Origin of the sequence: Stenotrophomonas acidaminiphila (assembly GCA_002951995.1) — a bacterium.
GTDB lineage: Bacteria > Pseudomonadota > Gammaproteobacteria > Xanthomonadales > Xanthomonadaceae > Stenotrophomonas > Stenotrophomonas acidaminiphila_A.
This window is the reverse complement of the sequence record CP019797.1, coordinates 1,107,974-1,126,023: the sequence shown is the minus strand read 5'-3', so window position 1 is coordinate 1,126,023 and position 18,050 is coordinate 1,107,974. Positions and strand designations below refer to the sequence as shown.

Annotated in this window: 12 protein-coding genes and 1 pseudogene; 6 read left to right on the top strand and 7 right to left on the bottom strand. The window is 70.5% G+C overall.

Annotated features, from left to right (window positions below):
- Nucleotides 1–42 precede the first annotated feature (42 nt).
- The gene (locus tag B1L07_04945) at nucleotides 43–387 is read left to right on the top strand and encodes a hypothetical protein (protein AUZ54562.1); all 345 of its coding nucleotides are present in this window, start codon (nucleotides 43–45) and stop codon (nucleotides 385–387) included.
- Between the two features lie 69 nt (nucleotides 388–456).
- The gene (locus B1L07_04940) at nucleotides 457–1,485 is read left to right on the top strand and encodes a LacI family transcriptional regulator (GenBank protein AUZ56460.1); all 1,029 of its coding nucleotides are present in this window, start codon (nucleotides 457–459) and stop codon (nucleotides 1,483–1,485) included.
- Between the two features lie 70 nt (nucleotides 1,486–1,555).
- Here B1L07_04940 and B1L07_04935 read toward each other — a convergent pair whose 3' ends face one another.
- The 3 genes from B1L07_04935 to B1L07_04925 form a co-directional block, all read right to left on the bottom strand.
- The gene (locus B1L07_04935) at nucleotides 1,556–1,936 is read right to left on the bottom strand and encodes a hypothetical protein (protein AUZ56459.1); all 381 of its coding nucleotides are present in this window, start codon (nucleotides 1,934–1,936) and stop codon (nucleotides 1,556–1,558) included.
- 93 nt (nucleotides 1,937–2,029) lie between these two features.
- Nucleotides 2,030–3,742: a cyclomaltodextrin glucanotransferase gene (locus B1L07_04930; GenBank protein ID AUZ54561.1), complete on the bottom strand. Its 1,713-nt coding sequence runs from the start codon at nucleotides 3,740–3,742 to the stop codon at nucleotides 2,030–2,032.
- Between the two features lie 17 nt (nucleotides 3,743–3,759).
- Nucleotides 3,760–5,241 (bottom strand): MFS transporter, encoded by a 1,482-nt coding sequence (locus tag B1L07_04925; GenBank protein ID AUZ56458.1) that lies wholly within the window; start codon nucleotides 5,239–5,241, stop codon nucleotides 3,760–3,762.
- Nucleotides 5,242–5,438: 197 nt separating this feature from the next.
- Between B1L07_04925 and B1L07_04920 the strand changes: the two genes are divergently transcribed.
- Nucleotides 5,439–7,505 (top strand): alpha-glucosidase, encoded by a 2,067-nt coding sequence (locus B1L07_04920; GenBank protein ID AUZ54560.1) that lies wholly within the window; start codon nucleotides 5,439–5,441, stop codon nucleotides 7,503–7,505.
- A 317-nt stretch (nucleotides 7,506–7,822) separates the two neighbouring features.
- A complete protein-coding gene (locus B1L07_04915) occupies nucleotides 7,823–10,594 on the top strand; it encodes a TonB-dependent receptor (GenBank protein AUZ54559.1) in 2,772 nt (923 codons plus the stop codon).
- A gap of 505 nt (nucleotides 10,595–11,099) precedes the next feature.
- Here the strand turns inward: B1L07_04915 and B1L07_04910 are convergent.
- A pseudogene (locus B1L07_04910) lies at nucleotides 11,100–12,712 on the bottom strand (alpha-glucosidase).
- A 176-nt stretch (nucleotides 12,713–12,888) separates the two neighbouring features.
- On the opposite strand from B1L07_04910, the gene B1L07_04905 reads away from it, so the two are divergent.
- Nucleotides 12,889–13,887 carry an octaprenyl-diphosphate synthase gene (locus B1L07_04905; protein ID AUZ54558.1) on the top strand — a complete coding sequence of 333 codons (999 nt, stop codon included), beginning with the start codon at nucleotides 12,889–12,891 and terminating at the stop codon, nucleotides 13,885–13,887.
- A gap of 4 nt (nucleotides 13,888–13,891) precedes the next feature.
- A complete protein-coding gene (locus tag B1L07_04900; protein AUZ54557.1) occupies nucleotides 13,892–14,149 on the top strand; it encodes a Pathogenicity locus in 258 nt (85 codons plus the stop codon).
- A gap of 117 nt (nucleotides 14,150–14,266) precedes the next feature.
- Here B1L07_04900 and B1L07_04895 read toward each other — a convergent pair whose 3' ends face one another.
- The 3 genes from B1L07_04895 to B1L07_04885 form a co-directional block, all read right to left on the bottom strand.
- A complete protein-coding gene (locus tag B1L07_04895) occupies nucleotides 14,267–15,064 on the bottom strand; it encodes a dienelactone hydrolase (GenBank protein AUZ54556.1) in 798 nt (265 codons plus the stop codon).
- 201 nt (nucleotides 15,065–15,265) lie between these two features.
- Nucleotides 15,266–16,672, bottom strand: a complete 1,407-nt coding sequence (locus tag B1L07_04890; protein AUZ54555.1) for a UDP-N-acetylmuramoyl-L-alanine--D-glutamate ligase — start codon at nucleotides 16,670–16,672, stop codon at nucleotides 15,266–15,268.
- Entirely contained in the window at nucleotides 16,653–18,008 is a 1,356-nt protein-coding gene (locus B1L07_04885) for a hypothetical protein (GenBank protein ID AUZ54554.1), read from the bottom strand. The genes B1L07_04890 and B1L07_04885 overlap by 20 nt, the downstream gene beginning before the upstream one ends.
- Nucleotides 18,009–18,050: the final 42 nt, after the last annotated feature.

Sequence of the window (18,050 nt, the reverse complement as noted above, 5' to 3'; positions counted from 1 at the left end):
TTTACCCGGGCAATATCAGGCCTCCCGCCAGACCCCAGCCCCATGGACAAGCACCAGCGCCGGCAGCAGATCGCCGACTACAAACGCCGCGCGACCCGCGGCGGCATCTACCACCTGCGCTGCACCGCCAGCGGCGAAAGCTGGGCCGGACCGGCCAACGACCTGTCCACCATCGGCAACCGGCTGTTGTTCACCCTGCGCCTGGGCAACCACCCGCACCGGCGCCTGCAGCAGGCCTGGAACCTGCACGGCGCCGAAGCGTTCCAGTGGCACGACGCGCACGTGCTGGAACACGACCCCGACCTGCACGACTTCGAACGCGCGCGGCGGCTGCAGGACGCGTTGGCCGAGGTCTGCCGGCGGACCGGCGCCACGGCGCTGCGTTGATCCGTGGCGGCGGCACGGTTGCCGCCGCCACGTGGCATGATGGCCGGCACCTTCACCTTGCCGGTCATGATGGTCATCAAGGGCAAAGCCACGTCACTGGATATCGCGCACATGGCCGGCGTTTCGCAACCGACCGTGTCGCGCGCCCTGCGCGGCAGCCCGATGGTCAACGCCGACACCCGCCGGCGCATCCTGGAGATCGCCCGCCAGCTCAACTACAAGGTGGACAAGAACGCGTCCAGCCTGCGCTGCCAGCAGTCCGGCACGCTGGCACTGCTGTTCTTCGAGGACCCGACCCCGGACGACTCGCTGATCAACCCGTTCTTCCACTCGATGCTGGGCTCGATCACCCGCGCCTGCGCGTTGAAGGGACAGGACCTGCTGGTGTCGTTCCAGCAGCTGTCCAGCGACTGGCACGCCGATTTCGAGGACAGCAACAAGGCCGACGGCATCATCCTGCTCGGCTATGGCGACTACCACCAATCGGTCGAACGGCTGCGGCGCCTGGTCGAACAGGGCACCCATTTCGTGCGCTGGGGCGCGGCCCTGCCCGGCCAGCCCGGGGTATCGGTGGGCAGCGACAACTTCCAGGGCGGCTTCGACATCACCGCGCACCTGCTCGACCAGGGCCGGCGCCGCATCGCCTTCCTCGGCCACGCCTCCAGCCATTACCCGGAATTCCAGGAACGCTACCGCGGCCATGCGCAGGCGCTGCGCGCGCGCGGCCTGGAACCGGAGCCGGGCCTGCAGCACGACGCCATCACCACCGAGGAGTCCGGCCACGCCGCCTGCGCCGCGCTGCTGGCCGGCGGGCAGCGTTTCGACGCGGTATGCGCGGCCAGCGACCTGATCGCCATCGGCGCACTGCGCGCGCTGCGCGAGCACGGCCTGCGCATACCGCAGGACGTGGCGGTCACCGGCTTCGACGACATTCCGCTGGCGGCCTCGGTATCGCCGGCGCTGACCACGGTGCAGCAGGACACCAAGCTGGCCGGGCACCTGCTGGTGGAGAAGCTGCTGGCGCTGATCGCCGGCGCGCCGGTGGACAGCCAGAGCATCGCGGTCAGGCTGGCGGTGCGCGAATCCTCGCGCATGTAGCTGCGGGCCTTGCCGCGCATGGCGCTTTCCCGCTGACGCCCGAGGCGGGGCCAGCCCCGCCTCCAGTGGGTCAGCCGAAATCCCGGAGCAGTTCGCCCACGCCCGATGGCGCCACCTCGAAGCCCAGCGGCGTGCCCGGGTTCACCACCACGCCGTAGCCGCCCGGCACCCGGCGCAGCACGTCCAGCATCAGCCAGCGCAGCGTGTGCGGCGCCTGCTGGGTATGGATGCCGACCCGCGCCATGTCGGTGAACACCGCCACGTGCAGCACGCCCTGCTTGTCGAACAGCAGCGGATCGAAACCGCTGCCATCGGGGGTGACCAGGCTGCCGGTGAGCAGCACCACCTCCGAGGCGACGAACGCCTGCATGAACGCCCTGATCGGCAACGTCCCGTCCATGGCGGCCTTGAGCAGCGTTTCGAGCGGGTTCTGCGGGGCAAGCGTGTCCATGGCGTGCGGCATCGGGGGGCCGGGGATTGTACCGCCGCGGCGCCAGCGGCCAGGGCGTGCGCGCCGGCGGGTGCGACGTTCCCGCGTGCGGTGTCAGCGCGCCAGGCGCGCGTCGCGTGCGGCCTGGTCGGCCATCGCCGCGTCCAGCCGCGCCTGCAGTGCCGGCTGCCGCACCTCGGCGTCGAGCACGAACACCTTGACCCCGTGCGCCGGCACCGTCGCCCGCAGCACGTCGCGCACCGCCTGCGTGCCACCCTCGAATGCGTCACGCCAGGTGCCGGCCTGCAGATAGCGGCGCACTTCGAAGGCATGCGCGGTGTCGCCCTTGTTGAGCAGCACCAGTGCGGTCTGCGCGGTGCCGCCGTGCTGCAGCACGCGGTAGAACACCGCCTGGTCGCCCTGCAGGCGTTCGTTGACCTGCAGGCCGCGCTGCAGCGCCGGGGTAGCCTGGCGCAGGCGCGCGATACGCTGCAGCGGGGCGAAGATGGGGCTGCGCGGCGCCGCGTCGATACGCTCCTGGCCGAAGTAGGCGCGGTTGCCGGCATGTTCGGCGCGGCCGCGCATGAAGCCGGTTTCCGAGCCGTAATAGAGCACCGGGATGCCGCGCGCAGTGAACAGCCAGTTGTGCGCGTCGATGAAACCGGCATCGCTGGCGTCCAGCCGCGCCATGTCGTGGTTGTCGTAGAACGTCATCAGCGCGTACGGGTTGGCGTACGGGCCGCCGTCCAGGTGCAGCGGTCCGGCCAGGGTTTCGTAGCCCTGGCCTTCCCTGCCGAACACCGCCGCCAGCGCGCCGCGCAGCGGGAAATCGAGCACGCTGACGTTGGCGTTGGCCGGCCAGGTGTGTTCGGCGATGCGCGCGGCGTCGTAGTCGAAGGCCTCGCCGAACATGAACATGCCCGGATGCGCGGCGCGGATGCGCTGCACGAACGCATGCCACCACCGGTGCGGCAGCCAGCCGATGGTGTCGATGCGCAGCGCGTCCACGCCCTGCGCGGTCCACTGCAGGTAGGCGCCGACCAGGTAGTCCATCACCGCCGGGTTGTCCTGGTTGAAATCGGACAGCTCGGCCAGGTTGCCGTCGAAGATCGACCCCTTTTCGCCGTCGACCGGGCCGATGGCGTTGTAGAAGGCATGCAGCGGGTTGTGCTTCGGGTCCAGTTGCTGCGGCGGCAGGTTCTGGTGGTCGGCAATCAGCTTTCCGTCCCGGTCGAAGATCTGGCCGAACTGCGGCTGCCGCACCGGCATGGTCCAGGCCGGCGAGCCGTGGTTGCCGACGATGTCCAGCACCACCTTCAGGCCGGCATCGTGCAGGCCGCGGGTAAGGCCGGAAAAATCCAGGTCCGCGCTGGGCAGGTGTTCGTCCAGCCGGTAGAAATTGATGCCCCAGTAACCGTGGTAGCCGGTCTTGCCACGGTCGGTCAGGCTGCTGTTGCAGGTGACCGGGCGGCTGCCGGTGAACGCCTGGTCGGGGTTGTCGACGATCGGCGTGATCCACACCGCGCCGAAGCCGAGGTTGCGGATGTACCGCGCATTGTCGAGCACGCCACGGAAATCGCCGCCGAGGTAGCCGATGTTGCCGTCGATGCCGTCCGCGCAATGCACCGGGATGTCGAAGGTCGGGTGCGCGCCGCCCTGCTCGCGCTGGTCGTTGGCCGGGTCGCCATTGACGAAGCGGTCGGTGACCACGAAGTACACCGCGTCGCCGGCGAACGGCTCGGTGGTGCCGACGTAGTCCGGGCGCGGCGCGGCCGCGGCGCCGCCGGCCAGCAGGGCAAGGGAAAGCGCCGGCGCCAGGCCGGCCATCGACAGACGCACGCGCATCACACCACCTCCGGACGGGACGGCACCCGCAGCACGCACAGGCCGGCCACGAACAGGCTGCAGCCGCCCAGCACCAGCACGTGCATCGGCATGCCGCCCAGCCAGGTGCGCAGGGCGAAGCCGAGCGCGCTGGCGGCCACCAGCTGCGGGATCACGATGAAGAAATTGAAGATGCCCATGTACACGCCCATCTTCGACGCCGGCACGCTGTCGGACAGCAGCGCGTACGGCAGCGACAGGATCGAGGCCCAGGCGAAACCGACCCCGACCATCGACAGCAGCAGCCACTTCGGGTCGCCGATGAACATCAGCGACACCAGCCCGGCGCCGCCCAGCCACAGGTTGAGCAGGTGGCTCCAGCGCAGGCCCAGCACCCGCACCATGGCCGGGATGGCCAGCGCCGCGAGCGCGGCGAAGCCGTTGTAGGCGCCGAACAGCACGCCGACCCAGTTGGCGCCTTCGTTGTAGGCGGCCGACTGCGGATCGGTGGAACCGAAATGGGTGCCGGCCACCGCCGCGGTGGTGTAGATCCACATCGCGAACAGCGCGAACCACGAGAAGAACTGCACCCACGCCAGCCGCCGCATGGTGGCCGGCATCGCGCGCAGGTCGCCGACGATGGCCGCCAGCATGTGGGTGCCGGGCAGCAGCCGCGCCAGCGCCAGCAGCACGCCGTAGGCGATGCACAGGCCGGCCAGCACGTACAGCATGCGGTCGCCCTGGCGCCAGCCGATCAACAGCGCGAGCGCGGTACCGAGCAGCAGCCACGTGGCGACCTGCGCCCATGGCGGCGCGCCGCCGGGCGCGGCCACCCGGTGCGCGGCGGGCGGCTCGGCGTCGTCGAACGCGGCCAGCTCCGCCGGCGGGTACTCGCGGGTACTGAACACCGTCCACGCGATCGCCGCCAGCAGCACCACCGCACCGAAGTAGAACGCATAGCGCACCGTGTCCGGCACCTCGCCCGGCGCGGCGGTGTTGGCCACGCCCCAGCGCGCCAGCAGATACGGCAGCAGACTGGCGATGATCGCGCCGACGCCGATGAAGAAGCTCTGCATCGCATAGCCGGCCGGGCGCTGGCGCGGCGCCAGCTGGTCACCGACGAAGGCGCGGAACGGCTCCATCGACACGTTGATCGAGGCATCCAGCACCCACAGCGTGCCGGCGGCGATCCACAGCGTCGGCGAATTCGGCATCACCAGCAGCGCCAGCGTGGTCAACACCGCACCGAGCATGAAGAACGGCCGCCGCCGGCCCCAGCGCGTCCAGGTGCGGTCGGACAGGTAGCCCACCACCGGCTGCACCAGCAGGCCGGTCAGCGGCGCGGCGATCCACAGCCCCGGCACCGCCTCCATCGACGCACCCAGCGTCTCGAAGATGCGGCTGGCATTGGCGTTCTGCAGCGCGAAGCCGAACTGGATGCCGAGGAACCCGAAACACATGTTCCAGATCTGCCAGAACGACAGCTGCGGTTTGCTTTTCATCAAGCGCTTCCCCCCTCCGGGAATCACGGATGCGATGTACGCCGCCACGGCGGCCGGGCCATGGTAGAGGCCACCCGCGCGATGCGCACCGCCGGTGCATACGTATTCAATGCCGCTGCCGCCGATGACGCTGTGCACCAACTGGAATAGTGGTGGCACCTGCCTGCCGCCCCCGTGCTCCGGAGCCGATACCCGTCATGGTCCTGCCACGCCCCTGCCCGTTCCCGCACCGCATCACCCTCGCCTTGCTCCTGCTGCTGGCCTGCCTGCCCGTCGCCCGGGCGGCGGACCTGGCGCGCATCGCCTCGCCCGGCGACGTGCTCGCCGTCGTCCTTGAAGCGCAGCACGAAGGACGCATCGCCTACCGGGTGGAACGCCGGGGCCAGGCGGTGATCGCCCCGTCGCGGCTGGGCTTCCTGCTCGGCGACGGGCGCCTGGAACGCAACCTCGAACTGGTCGGGCAGTCGCGCCACAGTTTCGACGAGACCTGGGAGCAGCCGTGGGGCGAGCGCCGCCTGACCCGCAACCACTACAACGAACTGCGTGCCCGCTTCGCCGAGAAGCCGGTGGACGCGGCCCATCCCGGGCGCCGTTTCGACGTGGTGTTCCGCGTCTACGACGACGGCGTCGGCTTCCGCTACGAGTTCCCGCGGCAGGCGGCGATGGGCGAGGCGCGCATCCGCGCCGAGCTGACCGAGTTCGCGCTCGCCCGCGCCGCGAGCGCCTGGTGGATCCCGGCGTTCGAATGGAACCGCGAGGAATACCTGTACCGCCACACCCCGCTGCGCGAGATCGGCACCGCGCAGACTCCGCTGACCCTGCGCGATGACAGCGGCCTGCATGTGGCCATCCACGAGGCCGCGCTGCTGGACTACGCGGGCATGAACCTGGCCCGCGGCGACGGCGACGTGCTGCGCGCCGCGCTTACCCCCGGCAGTGGCGACGCGGCGGTGGTGCGCGCGCTGCCGTTCAGTACGCCGTGGCGCACGATCCAGGTCGGCGAGCGCGCCGGCGACCTGGCCGAATCCAGCCTGGTGCTCAACCTCAACGAGCCCAATGCCATCGGCGACGTGAGCTGGTTCACGCCGGCCAAGTACGTCGGCGTGTGGTGGTCGCTGCACCTGGAGACCGAGACCTGGGCCAGCGGCCCCCGGCACGGCGCCACCACCGCCAACACCCGGCGCTACATCGACTTCGCCGCCGCCAACGGTTTCCGCGGGGTGCTGGTGGAAGGCTGGAACCCCGGCTGGGACGGCAACTGGTTCGCCAACGGCTGGGGCTTCGACTTCACCCGTGCCACCGCCGATTTCGACCTGCCGGGGCTGGCCAGCTACGCCGCCGGCAAGGGCGTGCACCTGGTCGGCCACCACGAGACCGCCTGCGCGGTCAGCCACTACGAGCGGCAGTTGCCGGCCGCGCTCGACCTGTACGCGCGCAACGGCGTGGACGTGGTCAAGACCGGTTACGTCTGCGACGCCGGCGACATCCAGCGCCAGGACCGCGGCGGTGGCCCGGTGGTGCGCGAGTGGCACGAGGGCCAGTGGATGAGCAACCACCACCTGCGCGTGGTCCAGCAGGCGGCGCGGCGGCACATCGCGGTCAACGCGCACGAACCGATCAAGGACACCGGCCTGCGCCGCACCTGGCCCAACTGGGTCTCGCGCGAGGGCGCGCGCGGCATGGAGTACAACGCCTGGGGCGCGCCGCCGAACCCGCCGGAACACGAAGCCACGCTGGTGTTCACGCGCATGCTGGCCGGGCCGATGGACTTCACCCCGGGCATCGTCAGCCTGAAGGGCCGCAACGGCCTGCCGCTGCGCAGCACCCTGGCCAAGCAGCTGGCGCTGTACGTGGTGCTGTACAGCCCGATCCAGATGGTGGCCGACCTGCCCGAACACTACGCGCAGCATCCCGATGCGTTCCAGTTCATCCGCGACGTGGCGGTGGACTGGGAGCAGAGCCGGGTGCTGGACGGCGAGGTCGGGCAGTTCGCGACCATCGCGCGCAAGGCGCGCGGCAGCGGCGAGTGGTTCCTGGGCAGCGTCGGCGACGACCGGCCGCGCGAACTGGATACACCGTTGTCGTTCCTGGAGCCGGGCCGCCGCTACCGCGCCGAGATCTACCGCGATGGCGACGGCGCCAACTGGCGCGACCAGCCCTTCGCCTTCGCCCGCGAGACCCGGGAGGTCGGCAGCGGCGACCGCATCGTGCTGAAGCTCGCACCCGGCGGCGGCGCCGCGATCCGCTTCGTGCCGCTGGATTGATTGCGCCGTGGGTGCGGGGCCTGCGCCGCATGGCTGTTCGGCCGCCTCATGCCGGGCACGCCCGGCATCTCCTACCGCGACTGCGCATGACCGACGGCGCCTCGTGGCGCCGTTGCCATCGTTGTCATGCGCAATCCCGGCGGACGCGCCGCTTGTCGGCGCATTGAATACGTATGCAGGCCGATTCCACGACGTTGCCCGCTGATTACCATGCATGGCAGTCGCAACCCGAGCGCATCGCAACGGCGACGAACGCCCGCAAACCGCTCCGGTGCAGGCACCGAACAACCAAACGACATCACCTGGGAGAGGGGAGAATGTTGAACACCAAGCGCAACCTGTTGAGCGTGGCGCTCGCGTCCGCGCTGGCGCTGCAGGCCAGTGGCGCCTACGCGCAGAGCACCGCCGACGACGGCCAGAAGAAAGCCGACGCCGTGGACCTGGACACGGTCACCGTCACCGGCATCCGCCGTGGCATCGAGAGCGCGATCTCGGTCAAGCGCGATGCCACCTCGATCGTCGAAGCGGTCTCGGCCGAGGACATCGGCAAGCTGCCGGACGTGAGCATCGCCGAATCGATCGCCCGCCTGCCCGGCCTGGCCGCGCAGCGCGTGGCCGGCCGCGCCCAGGTGATCAGCGTGCGCGGATTGTCGCCCGACTTCGCCACCACCCTGCTCAACGGCCGCGAGATGGTCAGCACCGGTGATAACCGCAGCGTGGAATTCGACCAGTATCCGTCCGAGCTGATCAGCGGCGTGACCGTGTACAAGACCCCCGACGCCGGCCTGGTCGGCCAGGGCCTGTCCGGCACCCTGGACATGCAGACCGTGCGCCCGCTCAGCTATGGCGACCGGGTGATCGCCGTCAGCGGCCGCTACCAGAAGAACTCGCTGGGCGAAGCCGCCGACGTCGACCCCTACGGCAACCGCTTCAACGTCAGCTTCGTGGACAAGTTCGCCGACGACACCCTCGGCCTGGCCATCGGCTACTCGCACTCGGACATGCCCAAGCAGGAGAACCAGGTCGGCCTGTACGAACCGTGGAAGGACCGCAACGACGACGGAACGCCGTTGAACCGCCCCGGCGTCCCCGCCTACACGTTCTACTCCGACGGCATCAAGGCACTGCGCCGCACCGGCAACGCCAAGCGCGACGGCGTGATGGCCACCGTGCAGTTCCGCCCCAACAACGCCTGGACCAGCACGCTCGATGCGTTCTACACCAAGGCCAAGGAATACGACACCGCCAACCAGCTGGAAATCCACCTGGGCGGCTACAACGGTGGCTACGACCCGCTGTACCTGACCGACGTGGTGACCCGCGACGGCAGCTTCGTCAGCGGCGTGGCGCACAACGTCTACCCGCTGGTGCGCGGCATGTACAACTACCGCGAGGACAGCATCAAGGCTTTCGGCTGGAACAACGAATTCACCTTCGGCGAGGTGCGCCTGGTCGCGGACGTCAGCTGGTCCAAGGCGGTGCGCGACGAGACCAACCTGGAGAACAACCTGCAGCTGCTGCCGGCCCCACAGCTGGATTCGGTGCGCCTGGATTTCGCCGGCGGCAACTTCCCGCGGTTCACCCCGGGGCGGGATTATTCCGATGCCGGCAAGCTGTTCCTGACCAACACCATCTACGGCTCGGGCTACGGCAAGACCCCGCATGTGGACGACGAGCTGAAGGGCTTCAAGCTGGCGCTCAACTTCCCGGCGCCGGACGCCCTGGGCTGGTTCAGCGATATCGACGTGGGTGCCAACTACGCCGACCGCAGCAAGGACAAGACCCAGGCCGAAGGCAACATCAACCTCGGCGCGCAGGGCATCACCAGCATCGCCGCCGACCTGCAGTACGCGCCGGTCGACCTGGGCTTCGCCGGCGCCGGCCGCATCCCGGCCTGGAACGTCCCGGCCGCGGTCGCCAGGTACATGGTGTTCAAGCCCACTACCACCGAGAGCTACCTGATTCCCAAGCAGTGGACGGTGGACGAGGAGATCGCCACGCTGTTCCTGCGCGCCAACATCAGCACCCAGATCGGCTCGATCCCGGTGCGCGGCAACATCGGCCTGCAGGGCCAGCACGTGGACCAGTCCTCGCACTCCAACTACTGGGACGGTTCGCAGCCGGTCGGCAACCAGGTGATCCCGATCCACGAGGGCAGCAAGTACTCCAAGCTCCTGCCGAGCATGAACCTGGCGTTCGAACTGCCCGCAGAGAACACCGTGCGCTTCGCCCTGGCCCGCCAGGTGGCGCGCCCGCGGGTGGACGAGATGCGCGCATCGATGGAATTCGGCATGGACACCGGCCAGGGCAAACCCGGCGCCAGTGGCGGCAACCCGCAGCTGAAGCCGTGGCTGGCCAACGCGGTGGACCTGTCCTGGGAAAAGTACTTCGGCAACAAGGCCTACGTGGCCGCCGCGGTGTTCTACAAGGACCTGAAAACCTACATCTATACCGAAAAGCGCGATGGCTACGACTTCACCAGCCAGGTCGCCGAGTGGCTGAAGATCCCGGCCAACGAAGCCCAGCTCCAGGCACCGGCGCAGACGACCGGCACCTACACCGCGCCGTTCAACGGCAGCGGTGGCAGCCTGCGCGGCATGGAACTGACCGCCTCGCTGCCGCTGGACCTGTTCGCCGACGCGCTGCGCGGCTTCGGCGTGGTCGCCAGCGCCAGCTTCAACGACAGCAGCATCACCATCCCGCCGGATCCGGGCGCCGTCTCCAGCGTCGGCAGCGCCCCGATCATGCTGCCGGGCCTGTCCAAGCGCGTGTACAACTTCACCGCCTACTACGAGAACGACGGTTTCGAAGTACGCCTGAACCAGCGCAAGCGCTCGGACTTCATCGGCGAGATCGGCAACTTCAACGGCAACCGCACCCTGCGCTACGTCAAGGGCGAGAACGTGCTGGACGCGCAGCTGGGCTACAGCTTCGGCAGCGACACGATGTTCAGCGGGTTGAGCCTGTACCTGCAGGCCAGCAACCTGACCAACTCCAGGTACGAAACCTATGCCGGCAGCAAGGACCGTCCGCTGGAGACCGTGGAATGGGGCCGCAGCTACCAGATCGGGGTGAACTACAAGTTCTGAGCCGTCGGCTTCAGCCGCACACCGGACCCGCTGCCCCGGCAGCGGGTTTTTTCATGCGCGCGGCCGGCGCCGCGGCCACCATCCCGGCGCTCGAGGCCGCCCCGCGGCCGCCCGCGGCTGCACCCGCGACGCCCCATCCTGGCAACGGCCGGATGGGTCACGCCGCGTCCCTGTCCGGTGGCGCTGGCAACCGGTCGTCGCATCGCGATGTGGCCGACACCGTACTGTTTCCCACGGGCCGATGACGCCCGCGGCCGGGGACGTGCCGGCACGCCGCCCATGCGCGAGGGCATCGCGGTCCATCGGCACCGGGGCGCGCGTTGCGCGCCGCGCCGGGCCAGCGCCCCACCATGGTTCCTCGCCGCTCCGCGGCGCCGGAGCGCATGCGGCGCACGATGGCCGGTGCCGGGCGGCACGCACTGCGTTGCGCGCGCAGGCGAAGCACAACGCAGCAGGGGCGGAGATCGCTCTCCGCCCCTGCAGGCCGCGTCGCGGGTTGCAACGCTCAGCCGCGCCGTGCGCAGTACACCGCGTGCGCGGGCAACAGCAGTTCGCCGGCCTCGGCGCGTCCTGCATCCGGGCCGGGCATGGCCAGCGGCTGCCACGAACCAGCGGGCAGCGGGTGCCGCACCGGCGCCGCCGACAGGTTGAACGCCAGCAGCAGCGTCTGCCCATCCCGCGTGCGCTCGAACATCAGCACCGGCTCGGCGCTGTCGAGGAAGCGGATCGCACCGCCGGTCAGCGCCGGCTGGGCATGACGCCAGGCCAGGAACGCGCGGAACGCATTGAGCACCGAATCGGGCGCGGCCTCCTGCGCCTGCACCGACAACGCGCGGTGCTCGGCCGGGATCGGCAGCCATGGCCTGGCCGTGCTGAAGCCGGCCAGCTCGCCGCCGGTCCATGGCATCGGCGTACGGCAGCCGTCGCGGCCCTTGAAGTTCGGCCAGAAGGTGATGCCGTAGGGGTCGCGCAATGCCTCGAACGGCACGTCGGCTTCGCCCAGGCCCAGTTCCTCGCCCTGGTAGATGCACACCGAGCCGCGCAGCGAGCACACCAGCGCGACCAGCATCCTGGCCATCGCCGGGTCGGCCGGGTGCCCCCCCAGCGGGTCACCGCGCGCTGCACGTCGTGGTTGGACACCGCCCAGCACGGCCAGCCGTCGCGCATGGTCGCCTCCAGCTTCTCCACCGTGGCGCGGATGTAGCCGGCACTGTAGTCGTCCACCAGCAGCTCGAAGCTGTAGCCCATGTGCAGGCGGCCCGGCGCGGTGTACTCGGCGGTGGTCGCCAGCGAATCCTCGGAGGAAATCTCGCCCAGCGCCACCGCGCCCGGGTACTGGTCCAGCAGCGCGCGCAGGCGCTCGAGGAAGCCGACGTTCTCCGGCCGGGTGTTGTTGTAGTAGTGGTACTGGAAGGCGTACGGGTTGTCCGGGCTGAAGCCGCGGCCCACGCGCTCGCTCTCCGGCTTGGCCGGGTTGTCGCGCAACTGCGCGTCGTGGAAACAGAAATTGATCGAATCCAGGCGGAAGCCGTCGACGCCGCGGTCCAGCCAGAACTTCACGTAGTCCAGCGTGGCCTGCTGCACCGCCGGGTTGTGGAAATTCAGATCCGGCTGCGACGACAGGAAGTTGTGCAGGTAATACTGGCGCCGGCGCGGCTCCCACTTCCAGGCCACCCCGCCGAAGATCGACAGCCAGTTGTTGGGCGGGGTGCCGTCCTCGCGCGCATCGGCCCACACGTACCAGTCGGCCCTGGGGTTGTCGCGGCTCTGCCGGCTCTCGCGGAACCACGGGTGCTGGTCGGAGGTGTGGCTGAACACCTGGTCGATCATCACCTTCAGGCCCAGCGCATGCGCCCTGGCCAGCAGCCGGTCGAAGTCGTCCAGCGTGCCGAACAGCGGGTCGACGTCGCGCTGGTCGGCGATGTCGTAGCCGAAATCGGCCATCGGCGAGCGGAAGAACGGCGATACCCAGATCGCATCCACGCCCAGCGAGGCGATGTAATCGAGCCGATCGATGATGCCCGGCAGGTCACCGACGCCATCGCCGTTGGTGTCCAGGAAGCTGCGCGGATAGATCTGGTAGATGACGGCGCCCCGCCACCAGGGAGTGTTCGACATCGAGCGCCCCTCCGGGCTTGTGCGTGCCCGCGGCCGGGCATGGATGAACCACGCCAGCTTAGCGGCGGCACCGGAGCCATGGCGCGCAGTGCATACGTATTCACGCGCGTGCCGGCGGCGGCGCCCGGTCACCGGCGGCACCGCCTATAATCGCCCCACGCCCCCGACGCCATCGCATGAGCATCGCCGAAGACCTCCGCCCCGCGCTGGGCCTGCCCGCCATCCAGACCCTCGCCGCCCCGGACATGGCCGCCGTCGATGCCCTGATCCGCCACCGCCTGGCGTCCGATGTGGTGCTGATCAACCAGATCGCCGACCACATCATTTCCGCCGGCGGCAAGCGCCTGCGGCCGATGTTGGTGATGCTGGCCGGGCATGCCGCCGGCGGCGCCGGCCCCGAGCACCACCAGCTGGCGGCGATCATCGAGTTCATCCACACCTCGACCCTGCTGCACGACGACGTGGTCGACGAGTCGGACCTGCGCCGTGGCCGCAGCACCGCCAACGCGCTGTGGGGCAACGCGCCCAGCGTGCTGGTCGGCGACTTCCTGTATTCGCGCAGCTTCCAGCTGATGGTCGAGCTGGACCGCATGCCGGTCATGCGCATCCTGGCCGATACCACCAACCGCATCGCCGAAGGCGAGGTGCTGCAGCTGCTGCATGTCCACAACCCGGATACCGACGAAGCGGCCTACCTGCGGGTGATCGAGCGCAAGACCGCGGTGCTGTTCGCCGCCGGTACCCGCCTGGGCGCGCTGGCCAGCGGTGCCGGCGAGGCGGTGCAGCGGCAGCTGTACGACTACGGCATGGCGCTGGGCTATGCGTTCCAGATCGCCGACGACGTGCTGGACTACTCGGCCAACGCCGAGGAATTGGGCAAGAACCTGGGCGACGACCTGGCCGAGGGCAAGGCCACGCTGCCGCTGATCCATGCCATGGCGCATTCGGACGCGGCCGTGCGCGAGCGCCTGCGCGCGATCGTGCAGGAGGGCGATGCCGACGCCATGCCCGAGGTGCTGGCCGCCATCCGCGCCACCGGCGGCCTGGAATACAGCCGCCAGCGCGCGGTCGAGTACGCCGACGCCGCCGAGCGCGCGCTCGATGGCCTGCCCGAGAGCGATGCCGTCGCCGCCCTGCGCGGCCTGGCCCGCTACGCGGTCGAACGCAGCCACTGAGCCGATGACGTCCGCGCGGCATTTCAACGACGAGGAGCGCGCCGCGCTGCTGGCGGTGAAAGGCGTCGGCGCCACCGTGGTGGCACGGCTGGAACAACTGGGTTTCCACACCCTGCGGCAACTGGCGCAGGCCGAGCCCGGCGACATCGTCGGCCAGGCCGCGGCGATGCTGGGCAGCAGCTGCTGGCGCAACAGCCCGCAGGCGCGCGCGGCGATCGCCGGCGCCATCGCGGCCGCACGCAGCCACGCCCCCCGGTCCTAGGCGGCCGCGCGGCTGCAGGCCGGCGACCGCCAGCGGCAGGCGCGGTGCGTTGCCGGTTCCGGGCGCGGCACCCGCCCCCACCTGCAACGGAAGCCGCGCCCGCGCCGGGCCCGGCGCTCAATCGCCCAGGCGCTCTTCCAGGAAGCCGTCCATCATCTTCCACGCGCGCCTGGCCGCGCGCGGGTCGTACACGCAGCCCGGCGGGCTGTTGGCGTCGGCCTCGGCGAAGCAGTGCACCGCACCGCTGAAATTGACGAACTGCCAGTCGGCGCCGGCGGCATCCATTTCCGCGCCGAACGCGGCGATATCGCCGGCCGTCACCCCGCGGTCGGCGGCGCCGTTGAGCACCAGCATCGGCACCTTGCCGCTGCCGGCGGCGGCCGGGCTGGGCGTGGACAGGCCGCCGTGCAGGCTCACCACGCCCGCCAGCGGCATGCCCGCACGCGCCATTTCCAGCACCGTGCTGCCGCCAAAGCAGAAGCCCACCGCGGCGATGCGCGAGGCGTCCAGCGGCGCCTTGCCGGCCTGGGCCTTGAGCGCGTCCAGCGCGGCGCGGGCGCGCGCGCGCAACCGCTCGCGGTTTTCGCGCAGCGGCCTGGAGGCCGCGGCGGCTTCGGCGTCGTCCTTCGGCCGCACCGCGCTGCCGTAGACGTCGGCCACCAGCACCACGTAGTCGTCGCCGGCGATGCGCCCGGCCTTCTCGATCGCCGACGCGTTCACCCCGCGCCAGTTCGGCACCATCACCACGCCCGGGCGACGCGCGTCGCCGTCGTCATCGAAGACCAGCACGCCGCTGTAGCGGGCGCCGTCCAGCTGCCACTCCACCGGCCGCTGCTGCATCTTCGCCAGCGCCGGCAGTGCCGCCGACGCACACGCCACCAGCAACGCCACCTGCCACTTGCGCACGGTTCGCATGGGAGTCACTCCGTCTGGGGAATGCGGCGAGTCTATGCCTCATGCGGCATGAACGGCGCGTGCCGCCCCCTTTGCCGTGTCACCCCGGCTTCCCCGGGGGCGGGGCTCGCCGCGCACGGCGCCACCCCGCGGACGCAAGGGCCCGACCCACGTCGATGGGCCGGCACCCGGTAACCCCCGACCCCGCCCGGATACGCGCCGTCAGCGGACCCCCAGCCCCGGGATCGCGCTGATGCTGTCCGGGTCGAAGCCGGCCAGTTCGGCGAAGTGGCGGCCGCGCGCCACGTAGTCGCGGTAGGCCCCGAAGCTCGGCGCGCCCGGCGACAGCAGCACCACCCCGCCCTGCTCCCCGAGCGCGGCCCGCGCCAACGCGACCGCGTGCGGCAGGTCGGCGGCGGCATGCAGGCCGAAGCGGCCTTCGCTGGCCAGCGGCTGCAGCAGCGCATGAATGCGCGGCCCGTTGCTGCCCATGGTGATGATTTCCAGCGGCGCATGGTCGCGCATGTGCGCGGCGAAGTCGTGCCAGTCCAGGCCGCGGTCGTGGCCACCGACCAGCAATGCGATGCGCTGCCCGGCGAAGCAGTCCAGCGCCGCCAGCGAGGCATGCGGCGTGGTGCTGATCGAGTCGTTGACCCAGCGCAGGCCGTCGCGCTCGCCCAGCAGCTGCAGGCGGTTGGGCAGCGGGCGGAAGCCGCGCACCGCCGGCGCCAGCGCCACCGCGTCCAGCCCCAGCGCTTCCAGCGCCGCCAGCACCGCGCACAGGTTGCCGCGGTTGTGGCGGCCCGGCAGCGGCGTGTCCGAGGTATCGAAGACCGGCTGCGCGCCGCGGTGCACCACCTCGCCGACCATGTGCCAGCCTTCGGCCTGGTTGAACCACACCACCTGGCTGTGCGGCAGCTGCAGCGCGCGCAGGTGCGGATCGGCGGCGTTGAGTACCGCCACCCGCGGGTGGCCGCCGGTCACCAGCGACAGCTTGTCGTCGATGTAGCGCTGCTCGCTGCCGTGCCAGTCCAGGTGCTCGGGAAACAGGTTGAGCACGATGGCCACGTCCGGCCGCGTACCGCTGCGCGCGACCTCGCCGGTCTGGTAGCTGGACAGTTCCACCGCCCAGTACGCCGGCGCCGGTTGCGGGTCGAGCACTTCCAGCAGCGGCAGGCCGATGTTGCCGGCCAGCCCGGTGCGGTGCCCGGCCGCGCGCAGCAGGTGCGCCAGCAGCGAGGTGGTGGTGCTCTTGCCCTTGGTGCCGGTCACGCACACGGTGTCCGGCAGCGTGCCGTCGGCGCGCGCGTGCTCGCTGAACCACAGCGAGGTGCCGCCGATGAACTGCGTGCCACTTGCCGCGGCGGCCAATGCCTCGGGCCGGTACGGGCTGATGCCGGGCGATTTCACCACCACGTCGAAGCCTGCCAGCGCCTCGCCGCTGACCGCGCTTTGCACCTGCAGCGCACCGGCGGTTTCAGCGCGCGCGGCCGCGGCTTCGGCCTCGGGGCAGAACAGTGTCAACGCCAGGCCGGGCAGCCGTTCGCGCAGCGCGTGGAAGGCGGCGCGGCCCTCGCGGCCCCAGCCCCACAGCGCGACGCGCTGCCCCTCAAGCTGCGAAATCCGCACGCAGGCGCTCCCACAGGGCGGCGGGGATGCGGTGCTCGCCGTCGATCACCAGCAGCGGCTCGATCTTCAGTTCGTCGGCCGCCAGGGTCGGCTGGATCACCTGGGCGAACCGCTTGACCAGCACGTCTTCCTTCCATTCCGGGCGCGCGGCCAGGGCGGCCATCGCCGCGCGCGACTCCCTGCCTTCGCCCACGCACTCGAACGGCTTGTGGTCCTGGAATTCCAGCAGCGCGTCGAAGCCGCCGGCCTGGTCGCCGTCGTCGAGCAGGTTGCGGCCGAAGATGCGCACCAACCGGGTCTTGGGCATGAACGGCGCCAGCGCCAGGAACACGAAGTGGCACTTCGGGCAGACCCCGCACCAGCGGTTCACCGGGCGCTCGCCGAGGATGTGGAAATTGCGGTTGCAGCTGGAGAAATGCGCGTCGTAGTAGTCGGTCCTGGCGAACTGCCGCGCCACCGCCAGCTCGGACAGCGGCCGCAGCAGCGAGTAGTAATGCAGGTCGGCGGCGACGTGCCGCTGCACGTGTTCGCCGAACGCCTTCTCGAACGCCCAGCCCTTGGACCACTGGTGATTGACCTCGCCGGTGCCGGCGATCTGGCTGCCGTAGCTGGCCGAGCGCTCGTTGGAGAACACCACCTGGTCCACGCCCTGCACCAGCGCCGCCAGCAGCATGATCGCCGAGTTCACCGCGGTCACCGGAATGTGGCCGTTCCACGCGCCCTGGCGGTTGAGTTCGAACAGCTCCGGCGCCAGCGCGCGGCCGATGTTGAGCATCGGCAGGCCGGTGCGCTCGGCGCAGGCGCGGATCAGCTGCGAGCCGCCGATCCAGGTGACGGTCGCGGCCACGCCGGCGTGGCGCAGCGCCTCGATGCTGACCAGCGAATCCTTGCCGCCGCCGATGGCGACCAGGGCGTGTTCGCGCAGGCCCAGCGGCTGCGCCGCCGGTTCGGCCTGCGCCTCCACCGGCAACCGGAAGCGGCCACGCAGGTTCAGCCCGTTGCGGTAGGCGAACTCGCCCAGGCCGTTGAAGTAGACCGTTTCCACCAGCGCCGCGGTCGCGGCGTCGATGGCGTAGCTGTCGATGGCCACCTGCGCCGGCACCGCCGCCTTGTAGTAACTCACCCCGGCGATCAGGTGCAGCAGCCGCAGCGCGCGCTGCACCGCCGCCGCACGCGCCGGGTCCAGGTGGAACGGCGCGCCCGGCACGGTGACGGTCTCGGTCATCTCCGGGCCGTCGTCGAAGGCGTACACCAGCCGCGCCACGCCGGTGTCCGCGGCGAATTCGCAGCAGACGAAACGGAAGCGGGAAACCTGGTCTTTGTCGAAAGCTGTCATGGCGTATCCGGAATCAAGCGGGGTGCCGCGCGCGGTGCTGCG